Here is a 21,843-nt window from a genome sequence, read left to right as displayed (position 1 = left end):
CGGCGAAGACACGCCGGGAAACACAGCGGCGGTTCAGTTTTCGCCGTTACCGGCGCGACCGGTCAGGAAACGTAACGGACGATGCTTTCGGCCACGCACGCCGGCTTGGCAGAACCTTCGATCTCGACGGTGGTCGACATCGTCGCCTGCGCGGCGCCGTTGCCGAGGTCCTCGACGCTGACCAGCGTGCTCTGGGCGCGCACCCGGGAACCGACCGGGACTGGGGCGGGGAAGCGAACCTTGTTGAGGCCGTAGTTGATTGCCAGCTTGATTCCGTTGACGGTGTAGATCTGGTGCTGCAACCGCGGCAGCAGCGCCAGCGTCAAGAAACCGTGCGCGATGGTCGTGCCGAACGGACCGGCGGCCGCCCGCTCCGGGTCGACGTGGATCCACTGGTGATCACCGGTCGCGTCGGCGAACAGGTTGACATCTTCCTGGGTGATGGTCACCCAGTCGCTCTGCCCGATCGTCTCGCCCGCCGCGGCCGCGAGCTCGGCGACTGATTCAAAGGTTCGCATTGGCGTCCTCCTTGGTCCGGCTGCCAACAATAGCGCCGGCGTCGTTTCGCAACGACCCTCAGGGGAACCCGTGTGTGAACGCCTGCGAGCCGCACGGAAGGAACCTCATGCCCAAAGCAAAAGGCCACAAGGCCGAATCGGACGTCGAACCCGAAGCCCACGGGTCGCGATCGCGAGCCGCCCGCGGCGAAGACGACGGCGCCTACGTCGGGGCGACGGGCCCCGACGACGCCATCGATGCCGGCGAGACGGGCGCCGAGGCGCGCAGCCAGCGAGGCTAACGCCGGCGCGGCCGGCGCAAGATGGGACTGTGAGGCTGCTGCTGATGGCCGACACCCACGTCCCGAAACGCGCCCGCGACCTGCCGGCGCAGCTGTGGGACGAGGTCGCACGTGCGGACGTGGTGGTGCACGCCGGCGACTGGGTGTCGACCGAATTGCTTGACGAGCTGCAAGCCAGGGCCGCGCGGTTGGTCGCGTGTTGGGGCAACAACGACGGCCCGGCGCTGCGGGCACGATTGCCCGAACGCGCCGACGCCCAGCTGGACGGGCTGCGCTTGACCGTGGTCCACGAGACCGGCGCCGCGGCGGGCCGCGAGGCGCGCATGTCACGGCTCTACCCGGACAGCGACGTGCTGGTGTTCGGCCACAGCCACATCCCGTGGGACACCACGGCGACGACGGGGCTGCGCCTGCTCAACCCCGGCTCGCCGACCGACCGTCGCCGGCAACCGTTCTGCAGCTACATGACCGCGACCGCCGGAAACGGCGCGCTGACCGACGTCGTCCTGCATCCGCTGCAAACCCCGGAAAAGTAGCCGAAAGCTAGCTCCTACACAGCTGGCACACATACTTAGCTCGTAAACAGAGATATATGCAGGCAGTGAAGTCCGGCCCGGACCTGGTCGGCGAGGTTTTCGGTGTCGTCGGCCGATTCCGTCGGCAACTGCGCAGGTCAGCCGGCCGCGCGCTGGATTCGGCGCGGCTGAGCGAGGCGCAGACGGAGCTCTTGTGGCTGGTCGGGCGCCGCCCTGGGATCTCGGTCAGCGTCGCGGCCGCGGAGCTCGGACTGGTTCCCAACACCGCCTCGACCCTCGTCTCCAAGCTGGTCGCCAACGGTTTGCTGGTCCGGACCGTCGGCGAAACCGACCGCCGCGTCGGCCAGCTACGCCTCGCCGAGCCGACCCAGCAGATCGTCGACGCGTCCCGGGCCGCGCGGCGAGCGTTGGTGTCCGACGTGCTCGACGAGCTGGACGACCACCAGATCGAGGACCTCGCGAAGGGCTTGGACGTCCTCGACGCGATGACCCGACTATTGCAGGAGCGGCGATCATGAGCCAACGGCTGCCGACGGCGATCGACTGCCGCAATTTGACCTATCGCTACGACCACTTCACCGCGGTCGACGACGTCACGTTGCAGGTGCGCCCGGGCGAGACGATGGGCCTGCTGGGCCCCAACGGCGCCGGTAAGACGACGCTGGTCCGGATGCTGACCACGCTGACCCCGGTGCAGCAGGGCGAGCTGCGCATCTTCGGAATGGACGCCCGCGACCGGACCGAGGACATCCGAAGCAACATCGGCTATGTCCCCCAACAGCTTTCGATCGAGCCGGGGTTGACGGGCCGGCAGAACGTGCAGTGGTTCGCCCGGTTGTACGGGGTGCCGCGGTCCTGCCGGGCCGAACGAGTGGACCGGGCGCTGGACGCGATGGAGCTGCTCGACGTGGCCGACCGGCTGGCCGGGACCTACTCCGGCGGCATGGTGCGCCGCCTCGAGGTGGCGCAGGCGTTGGTCAACCGCCCCTCGCTGCTGGTGCTCGACGAGCCGACCGTGGGGCTCGACCCGATCGCCCGCGACGGGGTTTGGAGCCAGGTGCAGAGCATGCAGGCCCAGTTCGGCATGACCGTGCTGCTGACGACCCACTACATGGAAGAGGCCGACGCGCTGTGCGATCGGGTCGCGCTGATGCACCGGGGCGTGTTGAGGGCGGTCGGAACGCCCGCGGAGCTGAAATCGACTGTGTCGCCGGGCGCGACGCTGGAGGACGTGTTCCGCCACTACGCGGCCGAGGGCCTGTCGGCAGACGCGGAATCCTCGTCCGGCTTCCGCGAAATCCGTGCCAGCAGAAAGGTTGCCAGCCGTGCCGGTTGACAGCGCTACCCAAGCCCCGGCGACCAGCCTGGTGCGCGCCCCGCGCGGTTGGCAACGCGTGCAGGCGACGGTGGGCCGCGTCGCGGCATTCGCCATCGTCGAACTGCAGAAGCTGCAGCACGACCGGACCGAGCTCGTCGTGCGCATGGTGCAGCCCGCGCTGTGGCTGTTGATCTTTGGAACCACATTCAGCCACCTGCACGCCATCAACACCGGGAAGGTGTCCTACCTGGCGTTTTTGGCGCCCGGCATCATCGCGCAGTCGGCGCTGTTCATCTCGATCTTCTACGGCATCCAGATCATCTGGGATCGAGACGCCGGCATTCTGGCCAAACTCATGGTGACGCCGGCGCCGGCCTCGGCGCTGGTCACCGGCAAGGCGTTCGCGGCCGGGGTGCGCTCGGTCGCCCAGGTCGTCGGCGTGATGGCGCTGGCCTACGCCATGAACGTGGGCCTGACCGTCAACCCGCTGCGCATCCTGGCAGCGATGGCCATCGTCATGGTGGGCGCCGGGTTCTTCGCCTGCCTGTCGATGACGCTCGCCGGGCTGGTCCGCAACCGCGATCGCCTGATGGGCATCGGGCAGGCCATCACGATGCCGCTGTTCTTCGCGTCCAACGCCCTGTACCCCGTGGACGCCATGCCCGGCTGGCTGCACGCGCTGAGCAAGGTCAACCCGCTCAGCTACGAGGTGGACGCGTTGCGCGCGCTGCTGATCGGTACGGCGTTCCACGTGGCCGACATCGTCGTGCTCGTCGTCGCCGCGGTGATCGGGATCGGCACGGCGTCAACGCTTTTGCGTCGCCTCGTGGCCTAGCCCGTTGCGGCCCAACGTAATAGCGCATCCGCCGGCACGTCGCAAGAGGCGAAATGGGTTCCGAAAGCCAATCGTGATGCGATCGTGACGAGTCGCGGCCGAATCTCAATCGTTAGCCAACCGCGATCTTCGACCGCGGCCGCGACAGCCGAATGACGGCCCCTCCCTGTGTTTCACTGCCTGCGAACGGATCGGACCGCATCACGCGGCAGATGAAAAAGTGGGGATAGGTATCGAGCCATGTCGTTCTTCAACGAGGTGCGGAAGTTGCGTGGCGCGGCGGCAAGCATGCCGCGCCGGCTGGCCGTCGCGGCCGTAGGGGCGGCCCTGTTGTCCGGTTTGGTCGGCGCCGTCGGCGGGTCGGCCACCGCGGGGGCGTTCTCGAAGCCGGGTCTGCCGGTCGAATACCTGCAGGTGCCGTCGCCGTCGATGGGCCGCAACATCAAGGTCCAGTTCCAGGGCGGCGGGCCGCACGCCGTGTACTTGCTCGACGGCCTGCGGGCCCAGGACGATTACAACGGCTGGGACATCAACACCCCGGCCTTCGAGGAGTTCTATCAGTCCGGCCTGTCGGTGGTGATGCCGGTCGGCGGGCAGTCCAGCTTCTACACCAACTGGTACCAGCCGTCGTCGGGCAACGGACAGAACTACACCTACAAATGGGAAACGTTTTTGACCCAGGAGATGCCGCTGTGGCTGCAGGCCAACAAGCAGCTGTCGCCCGCCGGCAACGCCGTGGTGGGCCTGTCGATGTCCGGCGGCTCGGCGCTGATTTTGGCCGCCTACTACCCGCAGCAATTCCCCTACGCCGCTTCGCTTTCGGGTTTCCTCAACCCGTCTGAGGGCTGGTGGCCGACGCTGATCGGTTTGGCGATGAACGACTCCGGCGGCTACAACGCCAACAGCATGTGGGGCCCGTCGACCGACCCGGCGTGGAAGCGCAACGACCCGATGGTCCAGATCCCGCGGCTGGTCGCCAACAACACCCGGATCTGGGTGTACTGCGGCAACGGCACGCCCAGCGACCTCGGCGGCGACAACGTGCCGGCGAAGTTTTTGGAAGGCCTCACCCTGCGCACCAACCAGCAGTTCCAGAACAACTACGTGGCCGCCGGCGGGCGCAACGCGACGTTCAACTTCCCGGCCAACGGAACCCACTCGTGGCCCTATTGGAACCAGCAGCTGTTGGCCATGAAGCCCGACATCCAGCAGGTGCTGCTAGGCGCGAACAACAACGCCTGAGCGGCGAAAGAGCCGGCATCGGCAGCAGCGCACCGGTCAGCGCTGCTGCCGTTGCTTTTTGGCGACCTCTTGCCTGAGCAGCGCGCGCCGGTCTGAGTGGAAGTAGGTGTAGCCCGTCGTCGCCGCGCACACCACCGTGGCGGCGACGAGCATCCACGTGCCGTTAACCACCAAACTGATGCACCCGCCGACGACGGCGCCCAAAGCGAAGCTGGTGAACAGCAGAAAATAGCCGAGCCAATCCGCGGCCGATCCGCCGGCGATGTGCCTCTCGATGCCCTGCCCCATCTTGACCAGCGTGCCGGTCACGTAGCTCAGCGGCACCGACACCTCGCCATCCTTGACGAACGAGGTGTTCAATGAGCCAATCGCGAAGGCCACCAGCATGATTGGCGCGAAGTCCAGGAGGTTTTCCTCCCAGCCCTCGTCGATCACGTCCACCAACGTGGCGGCCAGCAGGCTGAAGGTGGTCAGCATGGTGGGGCCGTGCGGATGCGCCACCCAGAAATGCCGCCGGCACACCGACGCGATCACCACGCCGGCGACAAAACACAGGATGAGCAGCGCGGCAGTGATCGACAGCACCACGTCGCCCCGAAAGAACCCCAGCGCGGCGCGCTGGGCGTTGCCGGTCATGAACGTCACGAAGTAGCCGGCCGAGTGCGTGAACGCGGTCGCGCCGAGCACGCCGGCCACCCCGGCCAGCAGCCACGACAACCTCGCCTCGCTATCGAAGAGTTCACTCGCCACGAAGGCATGCTTTCAGACGCCGGGCCTACGCGGCGATCAGTCGGGCGATGGATCGCAACGGGATCGGCAACCACCCGGGCCGGTGCCGGGCCTCGTAGCCGACCTCGTAGACGGCCTTGTCGAGTTCGTAGGCGGAAAGCAGCTGCGCCGAATCGCGGGGATCCGATCCCGCCACGGCCGCGTAGCCGTCGCAGAATGCGGCGCAGTTACGCTCCACCCATTCGCGTGCCCGCGCGGCGAGCTGCTTGTCGTCGGCCTGGTCGACCAGTGGGCCGTAGGCGGCGTATTGGAAGGACCGCAGGACGCCGGCCACGTCGCGCAGCGGCGAATCCGGCGCGCGCCGCTCGTCGAGCGGCTGGCCGGGTTCGCCTTCGAAGTCGATCAGCAGCCAGCCCTCCGGGGTGCGCAGCACCTGCCCCAGGTGCAGGTCGCCGTGCACACGCTGAACGGTGATCGTCTCGCCCGCGAGCTTGGCGAATCGCTCTTCGATCGTCGCCGCGTACTCCCGCAGCTCTGGAACCTTGGCCGCGGTCGACGAGAGTCGCGCGAGCACCGTGTCCACCGGGAACGGTGCCTGCGCCGTCCCGAGGCGCTCGGCCAGCGTGGCGTGCACCGACGCGACCGCCTCGCCGAGCCGGTTGGCCTCTCCGGCGAAGTCCCCGCCCACCTCGTAGGCATATAGGTCGCCCTCGGCGAACAGGTCGCGGACGCTGGCGGTGGCCATCGCCCAGCCCTCGGCGGCCGTCGACGCAAACTCGGCGACCATGCCCAGCGGCCACGCGTCGTCCGGCGCATCCGCGCCCGGCGGGGCCATCTGGTAGGTGCCGAGCGGCCGCGCCACGTGGGGGTTGCCGGCGCGGGCCAGCACCCGGTTCAACTCGATGTCGGGGTTGATGCCGGGGCTCACCCGGCGGAACACCTTGAAGATGGCGCTGCGGTCGAAGATCACGCTGGTGTTGCTCTGCTCGGCGTCGGAAACGTGCGGCATCGCGTCCAGCGGCAGCGTGACGTCCGGCTCCTTGGTGAACTTCACCTCGGCGTCCGGCGAGCGCCGCGCCGCCTGCGAGTCGATCAGCGAGAGCAGGAATTGCGGCGCGTCGACGTCGTAGAGCGCGTCGAATCCGGTCCGGTCGCCCGCGGCGCCGATCGTGGCCACCGTGCTGTACTCCGACACCGGCGCCGAGTCCCACCCGACGATCACCTGGTAGCGCTCCGAGTGGCCGTCGGCATAGCTGGCGTCGACCAACACCAAGTCGAGATCGTCACGCAGCGGGACGATTACGGCCGCCTCCGCGGCGGCCAGCTCGCGATTGCGGCCGGCGTACCAACGTTGCTGCGGAAGCCACTCAGACCACGGCAGCTTGGCTGGTTCAGTCCTCTGCGCGGTCATTGGCGCCGTTCCTCCTCACATCCAGTCAACTGGAACCAATAGAACCCGTGTCCCGGCAGCGTGAGCAGGTAGGGCAGGTGACCGATGCGCGGGAACTCGACGTGGCCGGTCAGCTCCACCGGCGTGCAGCCGCTCCAATGCTGCAGGTTGAGCTCGATCGGCTGCGGGAACCGCGACAGGTTGTTTACGCACAGCACGGTGTCGCCGCCGTCGCCCACCTGACGCACGAACGCCAGCACCGACGGGTTGGACCCGCCCAACTCCTCGAAGCTCCCGATGGCGAACGCCTGGTGGCGCCGCCGCACCGACAGCATCATCCGGGTGAAGTTGAGCAGCGACGTCGAAGTGTCGCGCTGCGCCTCGACGTTGACCGCCTGATAGCCGTACACCGAGTCCTGGCTGGGCGGCAGGTACAGCCGGCCCGGGTTGGCCTTCGAGAAGCCCGCGTTGCGGTCGGGCGTCCACTGCATCGGGGTGCGCACCCCGTCGCGATCCCCCAGCCAGATCACGTCGCCCATGCCGATCTCGTCGCCGTAGTAGAGCACCGGCGACCCGGGCAGCGACAGCAACAGCGCCGTGAACAACTCGATTTGATTGCGGTCGTTGTCCAGCAGCGGCGCCAGCCGGCGGCGGATCCCGACGTTGGCCTTCATCCGCGGGTCTTTGGCGTACTCGGCGTACATGTAGTCGCGTTCTTCGTCGGTGACCATCTCCAGCGTCAACTCGTCGTGGTTGCGCAAAAAGATTCCCCATTGCGCCATGTCGGGAATCGCCGGCGTCTGCGCCAGGATCTCCGAGATCGGAAAGCGCGACTCCCGGCGCACCGCCATGAAGATGCGCGGCATCAGCGGGAAGTGGAAGGCCATGTGGCACTCGTCGCCGCCGGTGCTGGCGTCGCCGAAGTACTCGACCACGTCGCCCGGCCACTGGTTGGCTTCGGCCAGCAGCACCCGGCCCGGGAATTCGTCGTCGACCACCTTGCGGACCCGCTTGAGGAAGGCGTGGGTCTCCGGCAGGTTCTCGCAGTTGGTGCCCTCCCGCTCGAACAGATAGGGGACGGCATCCAGGCGGAACCCGTCGATGCCGAGGCCCAGCCAGAAGCGGATGACGTCGATCATCGCCTCCTGCACGGCCGGGTTGTCGTAGTTGAGGTCCGGCTGGTGGGAGAAGAACCTGTGCCAGTAGAACTGGCGTCGGACCGGGTCGAAGGTCCAGTTGGACTCCTCGGTGTCGACAAAGATGATCCGGGCGTCGGCGTACTTTTCGCTGGTGTCGCTCCACACGTAATAGTCGCCGTACGGTCCGCTGGGGTCGCGGCGCGACTCCTGGAACCAGGGGTGCGACTCGGAGGTGTGATTCATCACCAGGTCGGTGATGACGCGGATGCCGCGCCGGTGGGCGGCGTCGACCAACGCCACGAAGTCGTCGACGGTGCCGAACTCCGGCAGCACCTTGTAGAAGTCGCGGATGTCGTAACCACCGTCGCGCAGGGGCGAGTCGTAAAACGGCGGCAGCCAAATGCAGTCGATGCCCAACCACTGCAGGTAGTCCAGCTGGGCCATCAGCCCGCGCAGGTCGCCGGAACCGTCCGCGTTGGCGTCGAAAAAGGCCCGGACCAACACCTCGTAGAACACGGCGTGCTTGAACCAGGTCGGGTCGGCGGGCAGCGCGGCGGCGTTCTCGAAATCCTCGTAACTGGGATGCTCGACCACGCCTCCCTCGACGTGGCTGCCCCCCGCGGGATGGTGCTCGACAGCGTCTTTTGCGTCGTTCATCAATTCCACGATGCCACGTGTACCCGAGGCGGCACTTCGGGAATCACGCGCACGGACAAGCGACGAGTTAACCCCTGCCGCAACGGAATTGGACGGGAGCCGGGCATCGTCCGGATCGACGTCAGGCCGGCGGCCCGTCCGCGAGGGTCACGTTACCGGTGCGATCCTCGCCGCCCCGGGTGCGCCAGTGCAAGACGATGGTGTCTCCGGGGTGATGCGGCACCAGCACATCGGTCATCGAGGTGGCGCCATTGATCGGGGTGTTGTCGACGCCGGTGATGACGTCGCCCGGGGACACCCCGGCGCCCGCGGCGGGACCGCTGCCGACCACCCGTTCGACCCGCGCGCCGTTGCCGCCGTTGTCGGTGACGCCCAGCCCCAGGAACGCCGTCGGGCCGATGTGCACGGTGTTCGATCCGGCGCCCGAGCGGATCTGCCCGGCCACGCCCATCGCCGTGCCGATCGGGATGGCGAAGCCCTGCCCGCGGGACATCTTGTAGCTGTCGGTGGCGGCCGTGTTCATGCCGATCACCTGCCCCGAGCTGTTGACCATGGGGCCGCCGGAGTCGCCGGGCCGGATCGCGGCGTCTGCCTGGATCAGGCCACCGAGCGTTTCGTCGGCGCCCGTCAGCGTGTCGGTCGCCGAGACGGTCTGGTTGAGGGCGAGGACCTTGCCGGCCACCGCGCTGGGCGTCCCGCCCTGGCCACCGGCGTTGCCCAGCGCGACCACCGGATCCCCGACGCTGACGCCGTCGCCGATGTTGGCGGCCGGCAGGCCCGCCGCGCCGCGAAGCTGCAGGACCGCGACGTCCGCGTTGCGGTCATAGCCGATCACGTCGACCGCGTAGGTCTGGCCGTTGCCGACGTCGAACGCGCTGATGTCGGTGGCGCCCGAGATCACGTGGTTGTTGGTCAAAACCACGCCGCCCGGATCGATGACGATGCCGGTCCCCGCTCCGACGGCGTTGTTGTAGCCGAACTTGGTGCTGATGTCGACCACCTGCGGGCCGACCTTGCCGACGATCCCCGACGGGTCGGCCGGCGCCATGCGGCGGTCGTGCCCCAGGCTCGGTGGTGACGCGGAGGCCGGCGCGATCGCCAGGCCCAAGCCCAACCCGACCACGGCCAGCACGCTGACCAGCCATGACCACCAGACTGAGCGGTGGTGCGATTTCATGCCCGTCACCTCCTGCATCCCGATAGAACCAGAACTGGCCCAGCCAGAGGGTCTGGGCGGCGCGACCTAGTCCGCATAACCGTAATGCAGGTAGCTATGCGGCACAGTGGTCAGGCCGACTCTGCCTACACCCTGCGGATCCGCCGCTCATGCCTGCCGCGCCGGCGCGATCGGGTGCGCCAGGTGGCGGCTGACGTCGCCGACCATGTCGATGAGGGTGAGGTCGCGGTAGGAAAAGCGCCACCGGCCGTCGACGCGTTCGAATCGGTCGTGGTAGCGCCCGGTGACGATGGTCTGCAGCGGGAAGTCGTCGGTCTGCTGCAGGACGGTGTAGTAGCTGCGGCAGCTCGCGGTGCCGGCGCCCTCGTCGATCTCGATGATCGGGTTGGTGGTGACGTGCTTGGTGCGCGGTGTCCCGTCGGGATGGAGCACGATCAGCGACTTCCAGATGGCCAGCAGGCGGTCCGCGTCGATCGTCTCCGCGCCGCCGATCCGGATGCGGGCGTGCGCGAACAGGGCGGCCGCGCCCGCCAGGTCGCCGGCGTCGATGCATTCGGCGTAGCGATACAAAAGGTTGGTGATCTGCGTCTCCGCCAGCATGCGATCAAACGTACGGCTTTCGGCCCGACGCCGGCACCTAAGCTGACCGGGTGGGCGAGTTCGACCCGAAGGCCCGCTTCGCGCGGTCCGCAATCGCCCGGCTGGCCACCGTCGCACCGGGCGGCGTTCCGCACCTGGTGCCGGTGGTGTTCGCCGTCGACGGTGACGTGGTGTACACGGCCGTGGACGCGAAACCGAAATCCACGCGCCGGCTGCGCCGCCTGGCCAACATCGAGGGCAATCCCCGGGTGAGCCTGCTGGTCGACCACTACGCCGACGACTGGTCGCGGCTGTGGTGGGTGCGGGCCGACGGGGTCGCCGCGATTCATCGCGACGACGAGTCGATGGCGGCCGGATGCCGTCTGTTGCGCGCCAAATACCCCCAGTACCAGTCGGTTCCGTTGGACGGCCCGGTCATCGCGGTGACGGTGTCGCGCTGGTCCAGCTGGCACGCCTGACCCCGGACCGATTATGGCCGGCCCGGTGGCCTTGTGTTAGGCCGCCGTTGGGGGAAAAGTTGCCTTCAGCGTCGTGTGGTCTAGGACACACCGCGCCGCGCGGGGGCACCTGCCGGTCCGCGCGGGCGAGCCAAGCGACCTGCAGAAACCGGAGGAAAGTCATGGCGGACAAAGCAAACGTTTCCCAGGGCGTGGGGGCCGCTCCCATCGCGAAGGGGCCGGGCGATGTTCGCAACGTGGTCCTGGTGGGGCCGTCGGGCGGCGGCAAGACGACCCTGGTCGAGGCGCTGCTGGTGGCCGCCGGGGTGCTGTCTCGGCCGGGATCGGTCGCCGAGGGCAGCACGGTCTGCGACTACGACGATGCCGAGATCCGGCAACAGCGGTCCGTGGGCGTCGCGGTGGCCTCCCTGTCCCACGACGGCATCAAGGTGAACCTGGTCGACACGCCCGGGTACGCCGATTTCGTCGGGGAGCTGCGGGCGGGGCTACGGGCCGCCGACTGCGCGCTGTTCGTGATCGCGGCAAACGAGGGCGTCGACGAGCCGACCAAGTCGCTGTGGCAGGAGTGCAGCCAGGTCGGCATGCCCCGCGCCGTGGTGATCACCAAGCTCGACCACGCCCGCGCCAACTACCAGGAGGCGCTGGCGGCCGCGCAAAACGCGTTCGGGGACAAGGTGTTACCGCTTTATTTGCCCACCTCCCAAAACAACTGCAGCGGCCTGGTCGGGCTGCTGTCGCAAAAGCGGTACGTGTACACCGACGGCAAGCGGACCGTGCAGGAGCCGGACCCGTCCGACGCCGAGCACATCGAGGAGGCCCGGGGCAGCCTTATCGAGGGGATCATCGAAGAATCCGAGGACGAGTCGTTGATGGACCGTTACCTCGGTGGCGAGTCCATCGACGAGTCGGTGCTGATCGCCGACCTGGAGAAGGCCGTCGCCCGGGGCTCGTTCTTCCCGGTGATCCCGGTGTGCAGCGGCACCGGCGTCGGCACGCTGGAATTGCTCGAGGTGGCCACCCGCGGATTCCCGTCGCCGATGGAACACCCACTGCCGGAAGTGTTTACGCCCAACGGCGCCGCGCACGCGACACTGGCCTGTGACGCCAACGCGCCCCTGCTCGCGGAGGTGGTGAAGACGACGTCGGACCCCTACGTCGGCAGGGTCAGCCTGGTCCGGGTGTTCTCCGGGACCATCAGGCCCGACACGACGGTTCACGTGTCGGGCCATTTTGCGTCGTTTTTCGGCGCGGCCGACGGGAATGGGCATTCGCACCCCGACCACGACGAAGACGAGCGCATCGGCGTCTTGTCCTTTCCACTGGGCAAGCAGCAACGCCCGGCGACCGCCGTGGTGGCCGGCGACATCTGCGCGATCGGCAAGCTGAGCCGGGCCGAAACCGGCGACACCCTTTCGGACAAGTCCGAGCCGTTGGTGCTCAGGCCGTGGACGATGCCCGAGCCGCTGCTGCCGGTGGCGATTCAGGCCCACGCCAAGACCGACGAAGACAAGCTGTCGGTCGGGTTGGGCCGCCTGGCGGCCGAGGACCCCACGCTGCGGATCGAGCAGAACCAGGAAACGCACCAGATCGTGCTGTGGTGCATGGGCGAGGCCCACGCGGGGGTGGTCCTCGACGCGCTGGCCAACCGGTACGGCGTCACCGTGGACACGGTGGATTTGCGGGTGCCGCTGCGAGAAACGTTCGCGGGCAAGGCCAAAGGGCACGGCCGCCACATCAAGCAGTCCGGCGGCCACGGCCAGTACGCGGTGTGCGACATTGAGGTGGAGCCGCTGCCGGAGGGCTCCGGGTTCGAGTTCGTCGACAAGGTGGTCGGCGGGGCGGTGCCGCGGAACTTCATCCCGAGCGTGGAAAAGGGCGTCCGCGCGCAGATGGAGAAGGGGGTGCACGCGGGTTATCCGGTGGTCGACATCCGGGTGACGCTGTTCGACGGCAAGGCCCACAGCGTGGATTCGTCCGACTTTGCATTCCAGGCCGCCGGCGCGCTGGCGCTGCGGGAGGCGGCCGCGGCGACGAAGGTGACCCTGCTCGAGCCGATCGACGAGATCTCGGTGCTGGTGCCCGACGACTACGTCGGCGCGGTGATGGGCGACCTGTCGGGGCGTCGCGGCCGGGTCCTCGGCACCGAGGCGGCGGGCCACGAACGCACCGTGGTCAAGGCCGAGGTGCCGCAGGTGGAGTTGACCCGGTACGCGATCGACTTGCGGTCCCTGGCGCACGGGGCCGCGTCGTTCACCCGCTTGTTCGCCCGCTACGAACCCATGCCGGAGTCCGCGGCCGCGCGGGTCAAAGCCCCCGCCTGACGGCGCATCTCACGACACGCGGCCGAACCGATCGGCCACCGCGCGCCGGTCCAGCGAGCCCTTCGCGGTGTGCGGCAGCGCGCCGGCTTCCCGGACGGTGGCGGGCACCTCGAAGGCCGCCAGCCGCTCGCGGCAAAACTCCGCAAGCTCGGCCTGCGTCGGTGCGGGGGCTTCGCGGGGCACGACGACCGCGGCCACCGTCTCGCCGTACATCGTGTCCGGCATGCCGAACACGGCCACCTCCAGGACGTTGGGGTGGCTGGCCAGCACGCCCTCCACGTGCTCGGGCGAGATCTTCTCCCCGCCACGGTTTATCAGTTCCTTGATCCGGCCGCGGATGCTCAATTCGCCGCCGGCCGAAAGCGATCCGAGGTCCCCGGTGCGCAGCCACCCGTCGGTGAAGTTGGCGGCCGTGATCGCCGGGTCGCCGAGGTAGCCGCGGACGACGGTGGGGCCGCGCAGCCACACCTCCCCGACGGCCTCGGCGGGCAGCGGCCGCCCGTCCGGGCCGGCGATCCGAATCTCCGGTCCGCTCGACCGCCCGACGAGACCCGGTGCGGCGGCGGCCTTTTCGTGCTGCTCTGCCGTGGTGGTGGCCACCTGGTGGGTCGCCTCGGTCATGCCGAACGCACACACCACCGGCGCCGAGAAGGCGGCCTGCAACGCCTGGGCCGTTTCCGCGGTGAGCGGCGCGCTGCAGCTGCGGATGAAGCGCAGTGCCGGCCGCCCGCTCGCCGGCCGCTCCGACTTGGCGCGCTCCAACAGGATCTGGTGAATGGTGGGCACCGCGGTGTACCACGTCGCCCGCACGGCGGCGACGTCGTCCCAGAACGTGTGCGCCGAGAACCGCCCCCGCGATGGCAGCAGCACGGTGCCTCCGGAGACCAGGGTGGCGAGCAGGGCGGCGATCAGCCCGTGCCCGTGGTAGAGCGGCATCACCGCGACGGTCGCGTCCCGGGGGCCGAGGCCGTAGCCGGCGGCGACGGCCCGCACCGAGCTGGCGATGTTGTGGTGGGTCCACGGGACCATCTTCGGCACGCCGGTGGTCCCGCCGGTGAACATGATCATCGCGTCGTCGTCGCGCAGCCCCTCCGGCGTCCGCACGCCCTGCGCCGGCCCCACGGCGGCGTCCACGCGCGCTTCGACGGCGCCGCCGTGGGCGTCCCGGCGCACCGTCACCGCGATCGGCCAGCGCCGCAACGCCGGTTCGTCCCTGTCGCCGGGCCCGTCGCCGTCGACGAGCACCGCCCGCGCCCCCGCCGCCTCGATTCGGCTGCGCTGCTCGCCGACAGGCAGGGCCGGGTCCAGGGGGACCGCGACCAGCCCCGCCCGCGACGCCGCCAACAGCCCCACGACGAACTCGGCGTCGCTGCCGGCGCGCAAGCCGACCCGATCGCCGGGCGCCAAGCCGGCCCGCCCGAGCTGGGCGGCCACGTCGTCGACGGCCCCGACCAGGTCGCGGTAGCTGATCGGTAGGCGATCGGCGGTCGCGACCAGGGCGGCCGCCTCCGGCCGCCGGCCCGCGCCGGCCGCGACGAGATCGGCGATGCGCAGGCCCTCGGATCCCGCCGACGGTCCCGCCTCGGTGCGAGTGGTCGAATCAGTCCTCATCGCCGCGCTCCTTTTCGCATCGGTGAACAGCTCCCGTTCGCACCATGCCCCGCGGCTTCCCCGCCGTCCAATACCGATCCGCTCACTATCGATAACCGCGGGCTATCGAGCCGGTGGGCCGGCTCGATAGACGGCGTGAATCGCCGCATAGCGGCTTCGTCTTGGACACCGGCCGGCGCCGAGACCACAGTGGTCACCGAGGGACATACCCGCCATCGCACCCGAGGAGTCGCCACCGTGACCGCAGTTTCGGCATCTCCCAACGAAGCGACCCGTTCGACCGACGGGTTCCACCTCGTGGTGGACGCGCTCAAGGCCAACGACGTCGACACCGTCTACGGGATCGTCGGCATCCCGATCACCGACCTGGCACGCACCGCGCAGGCGTCGGGCATCCGCTACATCGGCTTCCGGCAGGAGACCTCCGCCGGCAACGCCGCCGCGGCCGCCGGCTTTTTGACCGGCCGGCCCGGCGTGTGCCTGACGACATCCGGCCCGGGCTTCCTCAACGGCCTGCCGGCGCTGGCCAACGCCACCGCCAACTGTTTCCCGATGATCCAGATCTCGGGTTCGAGCAACCGCGCGATGGTCGACCTGCAAAGGGGTGACTACCAGGACCTCGACCAGCTCGGCGCCGCAAGGCCTTTCACGAAGGCGGCCTACCGGATCGGCCGCGTCGAGGACATCGGCCGCGGCGTAGCGCGCGCCATTCGCACCGCGACCTCGGGCCGTCCCGGCGGCGTGTACCTCGATATCCCCGGCGAGGTCCTGGCTCAGGCGATGGACGCCGCGGACGCGGCGGCCAGCGTCTGGCGCGTCGTCGACCCCGCCCCGCGGCAACTGCCCGCGCCGGAGGCGGTCGACCGCGCGCTCGAGGTGCTGGGGCGCGCCCAGCGGCCGCTCATCGTGCTGGGCAAGGGAGCCGCCTACGCGCGCGCCGACGCCCCGATACGAAAGTTCGTGGAGCAGACCGGGATTCCGTTCCTGCCGATGTCGATGGCCAAGGGCCTGCTGCCCGACTCGCACCCGCAGTCGGCCGCGGCCGCGCGCTCGCTGGCGATCGCGCGCGCCGACGCGGTGCTGCTGGTCGGCGCGCGGCTGAATTGGCTGCTCGGTCACGGAGAGTCGCCGCAATGGTCGGCCGACGCCAAGTTCCTGCAGGTCGACATCGCGGCGTCGGAATTGGACAGCAACCGGCCGATCGCGGCGCCGCTGGTCGGTGACATCGGCTCGGTGATGGCGGCCCTGTGCGACGCCGTGGCCGCCCACCCGATCGCCGTGCCCCCGGCGTGGGCCGGCGAGCTGGCCGAGCGGAAGGCCCGCAACGACGCCAAGATGCGCGAGCGCCTGGCCGAGGACCCCTACCCCATGCGGTTTTACAACGCGCTGGGCGCGATTCGTGCTGTGCTGCAGGACAACCCGGGGGTCTACGTGGTCAACGAGGGTGCCAACGCGCTGGACCTGGCCCGCAACGTGATCGACATGCAGGTGCCGCGGCACCGGCTGGATACGGGAACCTGGGGCGTGATGGGTATCGGCATGGGATATGCGATCGCGGCCGCCGTCGAGACCGGCGACCCGGTGGTCGCGATCGAGGGCGACAGCGCTTTCGGCTTTTCGGGCATGGAGGTCGAGACCATCTGCCGCTACCGGCTGCCGATCACCGTGGTCATCCTCAACAACGGCGGCGTCTATCGCGGGGACGAGGCGCCGACCGGGCGCGACCCGGCGCCGACGGTGCTGAACGCGCGCGCCCGTCACGAGCTGATCGCTGAGGCGTTCGGCGGCAAGGGATATCACGTCGCCACCCCGTCCGAGCTGCGGTCGGCGCTGGCCGAGGCGATCGCCGCGCACGCGCCGGCGGTCATCGACTGCGAGCTCGACCCGGCGGCGGGGGTGGAAAGCGGTCACCTGGCGAGCCTCAACCCGACCAGCGCGGCGGCGTCCGCAGCGGCCGCGGTCAACGCCGGCGCGTGATGCCCGACAGCTGTGCGTCGAAGAACTCGTTCAGGGCCAGCTGCTGCGCGGACGCGGTGAGCGCGCGGGCGATCGGTGAGCCCGGCCCGGTCGAGTTGGTGGCCAGCGCGATCTCCGCTTTCACCACGGGGTCGACCATTTCCACCGCGCGGATGTCCGCGCCGAGCGGCGACGTCCACAGCCACGTGTGCGGCACGATGCACGCCCAGTTGCCCGTCGCGACCTGAGCCAATAGCGAAGCGACGGAGTCGGTCTCGACCTGTGGCGTCACGCTGATCGCGTGGTCGGCGAAGGTCTTGTCGATGATCTGCCGGTCGCGCATCTCGGCGGTCAGCAGCGCCAGCGGCAACTGCGCGGCCTCCGGCCACGCCAGCGTCGACGCCCCGGAGGGCAACATGTCGGCCGAAGACAGCAGCACGTAGTGCTCCTCGTACAGGGGCACCAGCGTCATGTCGTGCGCGTCGCCGGGAGCGGTGTGCACGATCGCGGCGTCCAGATCGAATTCGCGCAGGCGCCGGTACAGTTCGGTGGCCGCCAGCCGGGAAAGGATCTGCACCTTGACCAGGGGGTGCTCCGAGCAGAACGCCGAGAGCACCAGGGACGCGGTGGTCGAGGCGGTGGGCACCGTGCCCAGCCGAAGCGTTCCCGTGATCCCGGATCGCACGGCATGCACCTCGGCCTTGAAGGCGTCGTGCTCGGCGAGAATCCGCTTGGCCCACACGACCAGTCGCTCGCCTTCCGGGGTAAGGCCCTCGAAGCTGTGCCCGCGGTTGATCAGCGTGACGTTGAGTTCCCGTTCGAGCTTGGCGATCGCGGCCGACAGTGCGGGCTGGGATACGTAGCACTTCTCGGCCGCCCTGGCGAAGTGGCGTTCCTGGGCGACCGCGACGAAGTACTCCAACTGACGGAAAAGCACCCGCCCCTCCTCGGCCTCCGGATACCGATGTCGCTGAGGCTAACGCGTCGCTAGGGTGCCAGCCAGTCCAGCGTCTGCGACAGGTCCCAGACCGCGACCCCGATGCCGCGGCATTCTGCTATGCCGCGGTCATACAGGCCCGAGATGGCGTCGGACACCAGCACGATACGAAAGTCACGTTCGGACGCTTCGTAGATCGAGGTGCGGGGGCAGTTCGGGAAGTTGCATCCGCCGAAAACCAGGGTGTCACTGCCCCTTTCGCGCAGGTGCCGCTCGAGGCGGGTGCCGTAGAAGGCCCCCCACCGCGGTTTGTACAGCACGTGCTCGGTCGGCGACAACTGTTGCAAGCCGCCGGCCAACAACGATTCGTGGTCCAGCTCAACCACATTGGGCAGCAGCTCGGCGGCGATCTGCGAACCGGGGCTACCGGGCAGGGCAATTCGCGCACCGCGTTCTATCGATAAGCGCCGCACGGGCTCGACGTTCGACCCATCCGGGCGGTAGAGGCGGACCACGTGCACGATGGGCAGCCCCCGCCGCCGAAAGGCCGTCGCCAGCCGGGCCATCGCCGGGATCGCGTCATGGGTGCCCTCGACGGGCATCGAGGCGCCACCGCCCGGGGCGTCGACGAAATCGCGCTGCACGTCGATCAGCACCAGGGCGGCCGAACCCGCCATTGGGCGCGTGTAGGGGTCGTCTGCGGTCATGCGTGCTCCTTGCTGGGCGGGCCGTGATGTGATCGCGCTCAACCGGTGATCCGACCGTTATCGGCGCGAGCCAGCTAAGTCGGCATCGTTTGCTGGGGGCCGTAACCGCGCGACAGCCAGTAGAATATCGATGTGTCCGTTGAACCGAGTCAAAGGGGGCGCGCCGCGCGCCGGGCGTTCCGTTATCTATCCGTGATGGTTGCGATCACGGCGATGGGCGCGCTGGGCAGCGGCGCACGCAGCGTGGCCGCGGTGCCTTTGCCCCAGCCCGTACCGCAGGTTGCCTCGGTTTTGCCCGCTAACGGTGCGGTGGTGGGCGTGGCGCACCCCGTCGTCGTCACCTTCACCGCGCCGGTCACCGATCGGCCCGCCGCCCAACGATCCATCCACGTCACGTCGCCCGGCGACATGCCCGGCCACTTCCAGTGGGTCGAGAACAACGTCGTGCACTGGGTTCCGAACCAGTACTGGCCCGCGCACAGCCATGTTTCGGTGGGGGTACAGGCGCTGAAAACCGGCTTCGACACCGGTGACGCTTTGCTCGGCGTCGCCAGCCTGTCCTCGCACACCTTCACGGTCAGCCGCAATGGCGAGGTGTTGCGCACCATGCCGGCATCGATGGGCAAGCCCAGCCGGCCGACCCCGATCGGCAACTTCACCGCCCTCGAGAAGCAGCGCACCGTGGTGATGGACTCGCGGACCATCGGCATCCCGCTGAGTTCCCCGGAGGGCTACAAGATCACGGCGCAGTACGCGGTCCGGGTCACCTGGAGCGGCGTTTACGTGCACTCGGCCCCCTGGTCGGTCGACTCGCAGGGGCATGCCAACGTCAGCCACGGATGCATCAACTTGAGCCCCGACAACGCCGCCTGGTACTTCAACCAGGTCAACGTCGGCGATCCGATCGAGGTCGTCGCCTGATCCGACGTTGCGGGACAACGGCGTTGGCGGTCACCGTCTAGCGGGGCAACCCGTTCTTGATCGCCGCCGCTTGCTTGCGCCCGATGTCGGTCGCCGTCGCGGGGTCGATCGAATTATTCGGCGCACTGTCGAATTCGAGGTTGACCAGCGCCCTGCCCTGGGTGAACACGAGCACCGTCACCGCCTGCGAATTGTCCGGCGAATTACCGGAAATCATCGCCCCGTTGGCCCCGACGTCCACGGGCTGCCAGGCGCCGGTGACCTTGCCGCGGTAGTTGGCCTTGGTGTTCTCGAGGCCGGCGACCGCGGCAGCCGGGTCGGCGACGATCAAGATCGTGTCCCCGATCCGGCGGCTGTTGTCGCCGTTGGCGAAGAGTTGCGCCACGCCCGCCGCGTTGTTGGGGTTCAGCACGGGCGGCTGGGGGGTGGTGATGTCGGCGCCGATGTCACTGGGCTTGATCAGCAACGAACTGTAGTCGGCTGGTTGTCCCGGCGACGGGATGGTCACCGCGGTGGACTCGGTCGACGACGAGACGGCGGTCGGGGACGTGGTGGAGGACCCGGGCGAGGAAGTTTCGTGGTCCTTGCCGCAGCCGGTTGTCGCGGTCCCGACCGCAATGGTGGCCGCCGCCCAGCCGGCGACACTGATGCGGGCTAGATCCATCGGGCTCCTTGTCAATCCGCAGTTCCGCCGCGGCGCCTGACGCTACTGCGAAATGTGTGCCCGGACAAGGGCGGCGCGGGGCGCGCCCGGGCCGCCCGGCGCGTCGGCGCCTATGCTGGGGTGAAAGAAAAAGGCGAGATGCGGTGAAGGGTGCACTATGGCCGACGCGGTGGCACGTGCGGTACGGTTCGATCGCTACGGGGGCCGCGACGTGCTGTACGTGGCCGACGTCGACATGCCGGTCCCAGGCGCGGGCGAGGTGGTGGTCGAGGTGCGCGCGGCCGGCATCAACCCCGGCGAAGCCGCGATCCGGTCCGGGGCCATCCACGAAATGTTCCCCGCCACATTTCCCTCCGGTGAAGGCAGCGACCTCGCCGGCGTGGTGACCGCCGTAGGGCCCGACGTGACCGAGTTCTCCATCGGCGACGAGGTTCTGGGGTTCAGCTTCCGTCGCTCCAGCCATGCCACCCACACCGCGGTCCCGGTGGATCAACTCATCCGCAAGCCCCCCCAATTGAGTTGGGAGGTCGCCGGTTCGCTTTACGTCGTCGGTGCTACCGCCTATGCCGCTGTCCGCGCGGTCGCGCCGCAGCCGGGTGAGACGGTAGCCGTGTCGGCCGCGGCGGGCGGCGTTGGCAGCCTGGTCGTGCAACTGTTGGTGCTGCGCAAGGCGCGAGTGCTCGGTATCGCCGGACCGGGCAACGCCGACTGGCTGCGCGCGCACGGCGTCACCCCGATCCCCTACGGCCCTGATTTCGAGGGCCTCGAGACGCGGCTGCGCGAGGCGGCGCCGGACGGCATCGACGCGTTCATCGATCTGTTCGGGCCGCAGTACGTCCAGCTCGCCGTGGACCTCGGTGTGGCGCCGGAGCGGATCGAAACGATCATCTCCTTCCAGAAGGCCGGCGAGGTCGGGGCCAAGACCGAAGGCAGCACCGACGCGTCGACACGCGAAGTGCTCTCCGAAATGGCCGACCTGATCGCCACCGGCGCAATCGATTTCGAGATCGCCGCCACCTACCCGCTGGATCGGGTCGCCGACGCCTTCGAAGAACTCGAAAAGCGGCACACCCGCGGCAAGATCGTGCTGCTGCCGCACGGTTCACGGTGACCGGCCGGCCCGGCTACGCGAGTCATCCTCAAACCCATTCCGACCGACTCCACGCGAGGGCCTACTCTCGAGTGCATGGCCATAACGCTGCAGGACCCCAAGGTCTCGACCGTCCTCGACCGGATGTACGACGAAGCCAAGAACCAGATGTCGCGGCTGCGCGACATGCGCGGCGACCTCGACCGCCCGATGACCGCGCAGGAGCGCGCCGACGCGATGAGCGAGTTCTACATCCCGGTTACCCCCGAGGCCGGACGCCTGCTGTATTCGCTGGTGCGCGCGACCCGACCGACCACGGTCGTGGAGTTCGGGATGTCGTTCGGCATCTCGGCCGTTTACCTCGCGGCCGCGGTGCGTGACAACGGCGCCGGTCGCGTGGTGACCACGGAACTGAACGCCACCAAGATCGCGGCGGCCAAGCAAACATTCGCCGACACCGGGCTGGCCGACGTGATCACCGTCCTGGAAGGGGACGCCTTGTCCACGCTGGCCGGCCTCGACGGACCGGTCGAGTTCGTCCTGCTCGACGGCTGGAAGGATCTGTACCTGCCGGTGATCGAGCTGCTCGAACCGCGCATGTCGACCGGGGCGCTGGTGGTCGCCGACAACACCAGCGCCGCGGACACCTAGCCCTACCTCGACCGGGTGCGCAATCCCGATAACGGCTACGTCAGCTTCAACTTCCAGGTCCGCGACAGCGACAGCATGGAAATCAGCTGTCGCACGGGCGATTAG

At 68.9% G+C, this 21,843-nt stretch carries 21 protein-coding genes and 1 pseudogene; 12 read left to right on the top strand and 10 right to left on the bottom strand.

Going from position 1 to position 21,843, the window contains the following annotated elements:
* Positions 1 to 62 precede the first annotated feature (62 nt).
* Positions 63 to 518, bottom strand: a complete 456-nt coding sequence (locus AWC19_RS24080) for a MaoC family dehydratase (RefSeq protein WP_085080591.1) — start codon at positions 516 to 518, stop codon at positions 63 to 65.
* Between the two features lie 107 nt (positions 519 to 625).
* Here AWC19_RS24080 and AWC19_RS29965 point away from each other — a divergent pair, with 107 nt between their 5' ends.
* The 6 genes from AWC19_RS29965 (at position 626) to ag85C (ending at position 4,730) form a co-directional block, all read left to right on the top strand.
* Positions 626 to 799, top strand: a complete 174-nt coding sequence (locus AWC19_RS29965; RefSeq protein WP_169718148.1) for a hypothetical protein — start codon at positions 626 to 628, stop codon at positions 797 to 799.
* Positions 800 to 828: 29 nt separating this feature from the next.
* Positions 829 to 1,335, top strand: coding sequence for a metallophosphoesterase family protein (locus tag AWC19_RS24070; RefSeq protein WP_085080589.1), 507 nt, complete (start codon positions 829 to 831; stop codon positions 1,333 to 1,335).
* 56 nt (positions 1,336 to 1,391) lie between these two features.
* Positions 1,392 to 1,853, top strand: coding sequence for a MarR family winged helix-turn-helix transcriptional regulator (locus AWC19_RS24065; protein ID WP_085080588.1), 462 nt, complete (start codon positions 1,392 to 1,394; stop codon positions 1,851 to 1,853).
* Positions 1,850 to 2,671 carry an ATP-binding cassette domain-containing protein gene (locus AWC19_RS24060; RefSeq protein WP_085080587.1) on the top strand — a complete coding sequence of 274 codons (822 nt, stop codon included), beginning with the start codon at positions 1,850 to 1,852 and terminating at the stop codon, positions 2,669 to 2,671. The genes AWC19_RS24065 and AWC19_RS24060 overlap by 4 nt, the downstream gene beginning before the upstream one ends.
* Entirely contained in the window at positions 2,661 to 3,488 is an 828-nt protein-coding gene (locus AWC19_RS24055; RefSeq protein ID WP_085080586.1) for an ABC transporter permease, read from the top strand. The genes AWC19_RS24060 and AWC19_RS24055 overlap by 11 nt, the downstream gene beginning before the upstream one ends.
* A gap of 240 nt (positions 3,489 to 3,728) precedes the next feature.
* Positions 3,729 to 4,730 (top strand): diacylglycerol acyltransferase/mycolyltransferase Ag85C, encoded by a 1,002-nt coding sequence (ag85C, locus tag AWC19_RS24050; RefSeq protein WP_085080585.1) that lies wholly within the window; start codon positions 3,729 to 3,731, stop codon positions 4,728 to 4,730.
* A gap of 36 nt (positions 4,731 to 4,766) precedes the next feature.
* Here ag85C and AWC19_RS24045 read toward each other — a convergent pair whose 3' ends face one another.
* From AWC19_RS24045 to AWC19_RS24025, 5 genes are all read right to left on the bottom strand, one after another.
* Positions 4,767 to 5,480, bottom strand: a complete 714-nt coding sequence (locus AWC19_RS24045; protein WP_085080584.1) for a YoaK family protein — start codon at positions 5,478 to 5,480, stop codon at positions 4,767 to 4,769.
* Between the two features lie 25 nt (positions 5,481 to 5,505).
* Positions 5,506 to 6,870: a maltokinase N-terminal cap-like domain-containing protein gene (locus AWC19_RS24040; protein WP_085080583.1), complete on the bottom strand. Its 1,365-nt coding sequence runs from the start codon at positions 6,868 to 6,870 to the stop codon at positions 5,506 to 5,508.
* The gene (treS, locus tag AWC19_RS24035; RefSeq protein ID WP_085080684.1) at positions 6,867 to 8,645 is read right to left on the bottom strand and encodes a maltose alpha-D-glucosyltransferase; all 1,779 of its coding nucleotides are present in this window, start codon (positions 8,643 to 8,645) and stop codon (positions 6,867 to 6,869) included. Before treS ends, AWC19_RS24040 begins: the two co-directional genes overlap by 4 nt.
* 121 nt (positions 8,646 to 8,766) lie before the next feature.
* The gene (locus AWC19_RS24030) at positions 8,767 to 9,822 is read right to left on the bottom strand and encodes a S1C family serine protease (RefSeq protein ID WP_142281380.1); all 1,056 of its coding nucleotides are present in this window, start codon (positions 9,820 to 9,822) and stop codon (positions 8,767 to 8,769) included.
* 147 nt (positions 9,823 to 9,969) lie between these two features.
* Entirely contained in the window at positions 9,970 to 10,422 is a 453-nt protein-coding gene (locus AWC19_RS24025) for a nuclear transport factor 2 family protein (RefSeq protein WP_085080581.1), read from the bottom strand.
* Positions 10,423 to 10,472: 50 nt separating this feature from the next.
* Between AWC19_RS24025 and AWC19_RS24020 the strand changes: the two genes are divergently transcribed.
* Both AWC19_RS24020 and AWC19_RS24015 read left to right on the top strand, forming a co-directional pair.
* Positions 10,473 to 10,880, top strand: a complete 408-nt coding sequence (locus AWC19_RS24020; RefSeq protein ID WP_085080580.1) for a TIGR03668 family PPOX class F420-dependent oxidoreductase — start codon at positions 10,473 to 10,475, stop codon at positions 10,878 to 10,880.
* A gap of 161 nt (positions 10,881 to 11,041) precedes the next feature.
* The gene (locus AWC19_RS24015) at positions 11,042 to 13,201 is read left to right on the top strand and encodes an elongation factor G-like protein EF-G2 (RefSeq protein WP_085080579.1); all 2,160 of its coding nucleotides are present in this window, start codon (positions 11,042 to 11,044) and stop codon (positions 13,199 to 13,201) included.
* Positions 13,202 to 13,210: 9 nt separating this feature from the next.
* On the opposite strand, the gene AWC19_RS24010 is transcribed toward AWC19_RS24015, so the two are convergent.
* The gene (locus tag AWC19_RS24010; RefSeq protein ID WP_085080578.1) at positions 13,211 to 14,812 is read right to left on the bottom strand and encodes a FadD7 family fatty acid--CoA ligase; all 1,602 of its coding nucleotides are present in this window, start codon (positions 14,810 to 14,812) and stop codon (positions 13,211 to 13,213) included.
* Between the two features lie 237 nt (positions 14,813 to 15,049).
* On the opposite strand from AWC19_RS24010, the gene oxc reads away from it, so the two are divergent.
* Complete coding sequence (gene oxc, locus AWC19_RS24005) at positions 15,050 to 16,789, top strand: oxalyl-CoA decarboxylase (RefSeq protein WP_085080577.1); 1,740 nt, start codon at positions 15,050 to 15,052, stop codon at positions 16,787 to 16,789.
* Here oxc and AWC19_RS24000 read toward each other — a convergent pair.
* Together AWC19_RS24000 and AWC19_RS23995 are read right to left on the bottom strand one after the other, a co-directional pair.
* Positions 16,773 to 17,705, bottom strand: a complete 933-nt coding sequence (locus AWC19_RS24000; RefSeq protein ID WP_085080576.1) for a LysR family transcriptional regulator — start codon at positions 17,703 to 17,705, stop codon at positions 16,773 to 16,775. The two genes, oxc and AWC19_RS24000, sit on opposite strands and share 17 nt — an antisense overlap.
* Before the next feature lie 50 nt (positions 17,706 to 17,755).
* Positions 17,756 to 18,412, bottom strand: a complete 657-nt coding sequence (locus tag AWC19_RS23995; RefSeq protein ID WP_085080575.1) for a cysteine hydrolase family protein — start codon at positions 18,410 to 18,412, stop codon at positions 17,756 to 17,758.
* Positions 18,413 to 18,607: 195 nt separating this feature from the next.
* Between AWC19_RS23995 and AWC19_RS23990 the strand changes: the two genes are divergently transcribed.
* Positions 18,608 to 19,333, top strand: coding sequence for a L,D-transpeptidase (locus AWC19_RS23990; protein ID WP_085080574.1), 726 nt, complete (start codon positions 18,608 to 18,610; stop codon positions 19,331 to 19,333).
* Between the two features lie 37 nt (positions 19,334 to 19,370).
* Here the strand turns inward: AWC19_RS23990 and AWC19_RS23985 are convergent, their stop codons facing one another.
* The gene (locus tag AWC19_RS23985; RefSeq protein WP_085080573.1) at positions 19,371 to 19,997 is read right to left on the bottom strand and encodes a hypothetical protein; all 627 of its coding nucleotides are present in this window, start codon (positions 19,995 to 19,997) and stop codon (positions 19,371 to 19,373) included.
* A 157-nt stretch (positions 19,998 to 20,154) separates the two neighbouring features.
* Here AWC19_RS23985 and AWC19_RS23980 point away from each other — a divergent pair, with 157 nt between their 5' ends.
* On the top strand, positions 20,155 to 21,108 hold the full coding sequence (locus AWC19_RS23980; RefSeq protein ID WP_085080572.1) for an NADP-dependent oxidoreductase: 954 nt from the start codon (positions 20,155 to 20,157) through the stop codon (positions 21,106 to 21,108).
* A 75-nt stretch (positions 21,109 to 21,183) separates the two neighbouring features.
* Positions 21,184 to 21,843: pseudogene (locus tag AWC19_RS23975) on the top strand (O-methyltransferase).

This window comes from Mycobacterium palustre (assembly GCF_002101785.1).
Lineage (GTDB): Bacteria > Actinomycetota > Actinomycetes > Mycobacteriales > Mycobacteriaceae > Mycobacterium > Mycobacterium palustre.
This window is presented reverse-complemented; position numbering and strand designations above follow the sequence as displayed.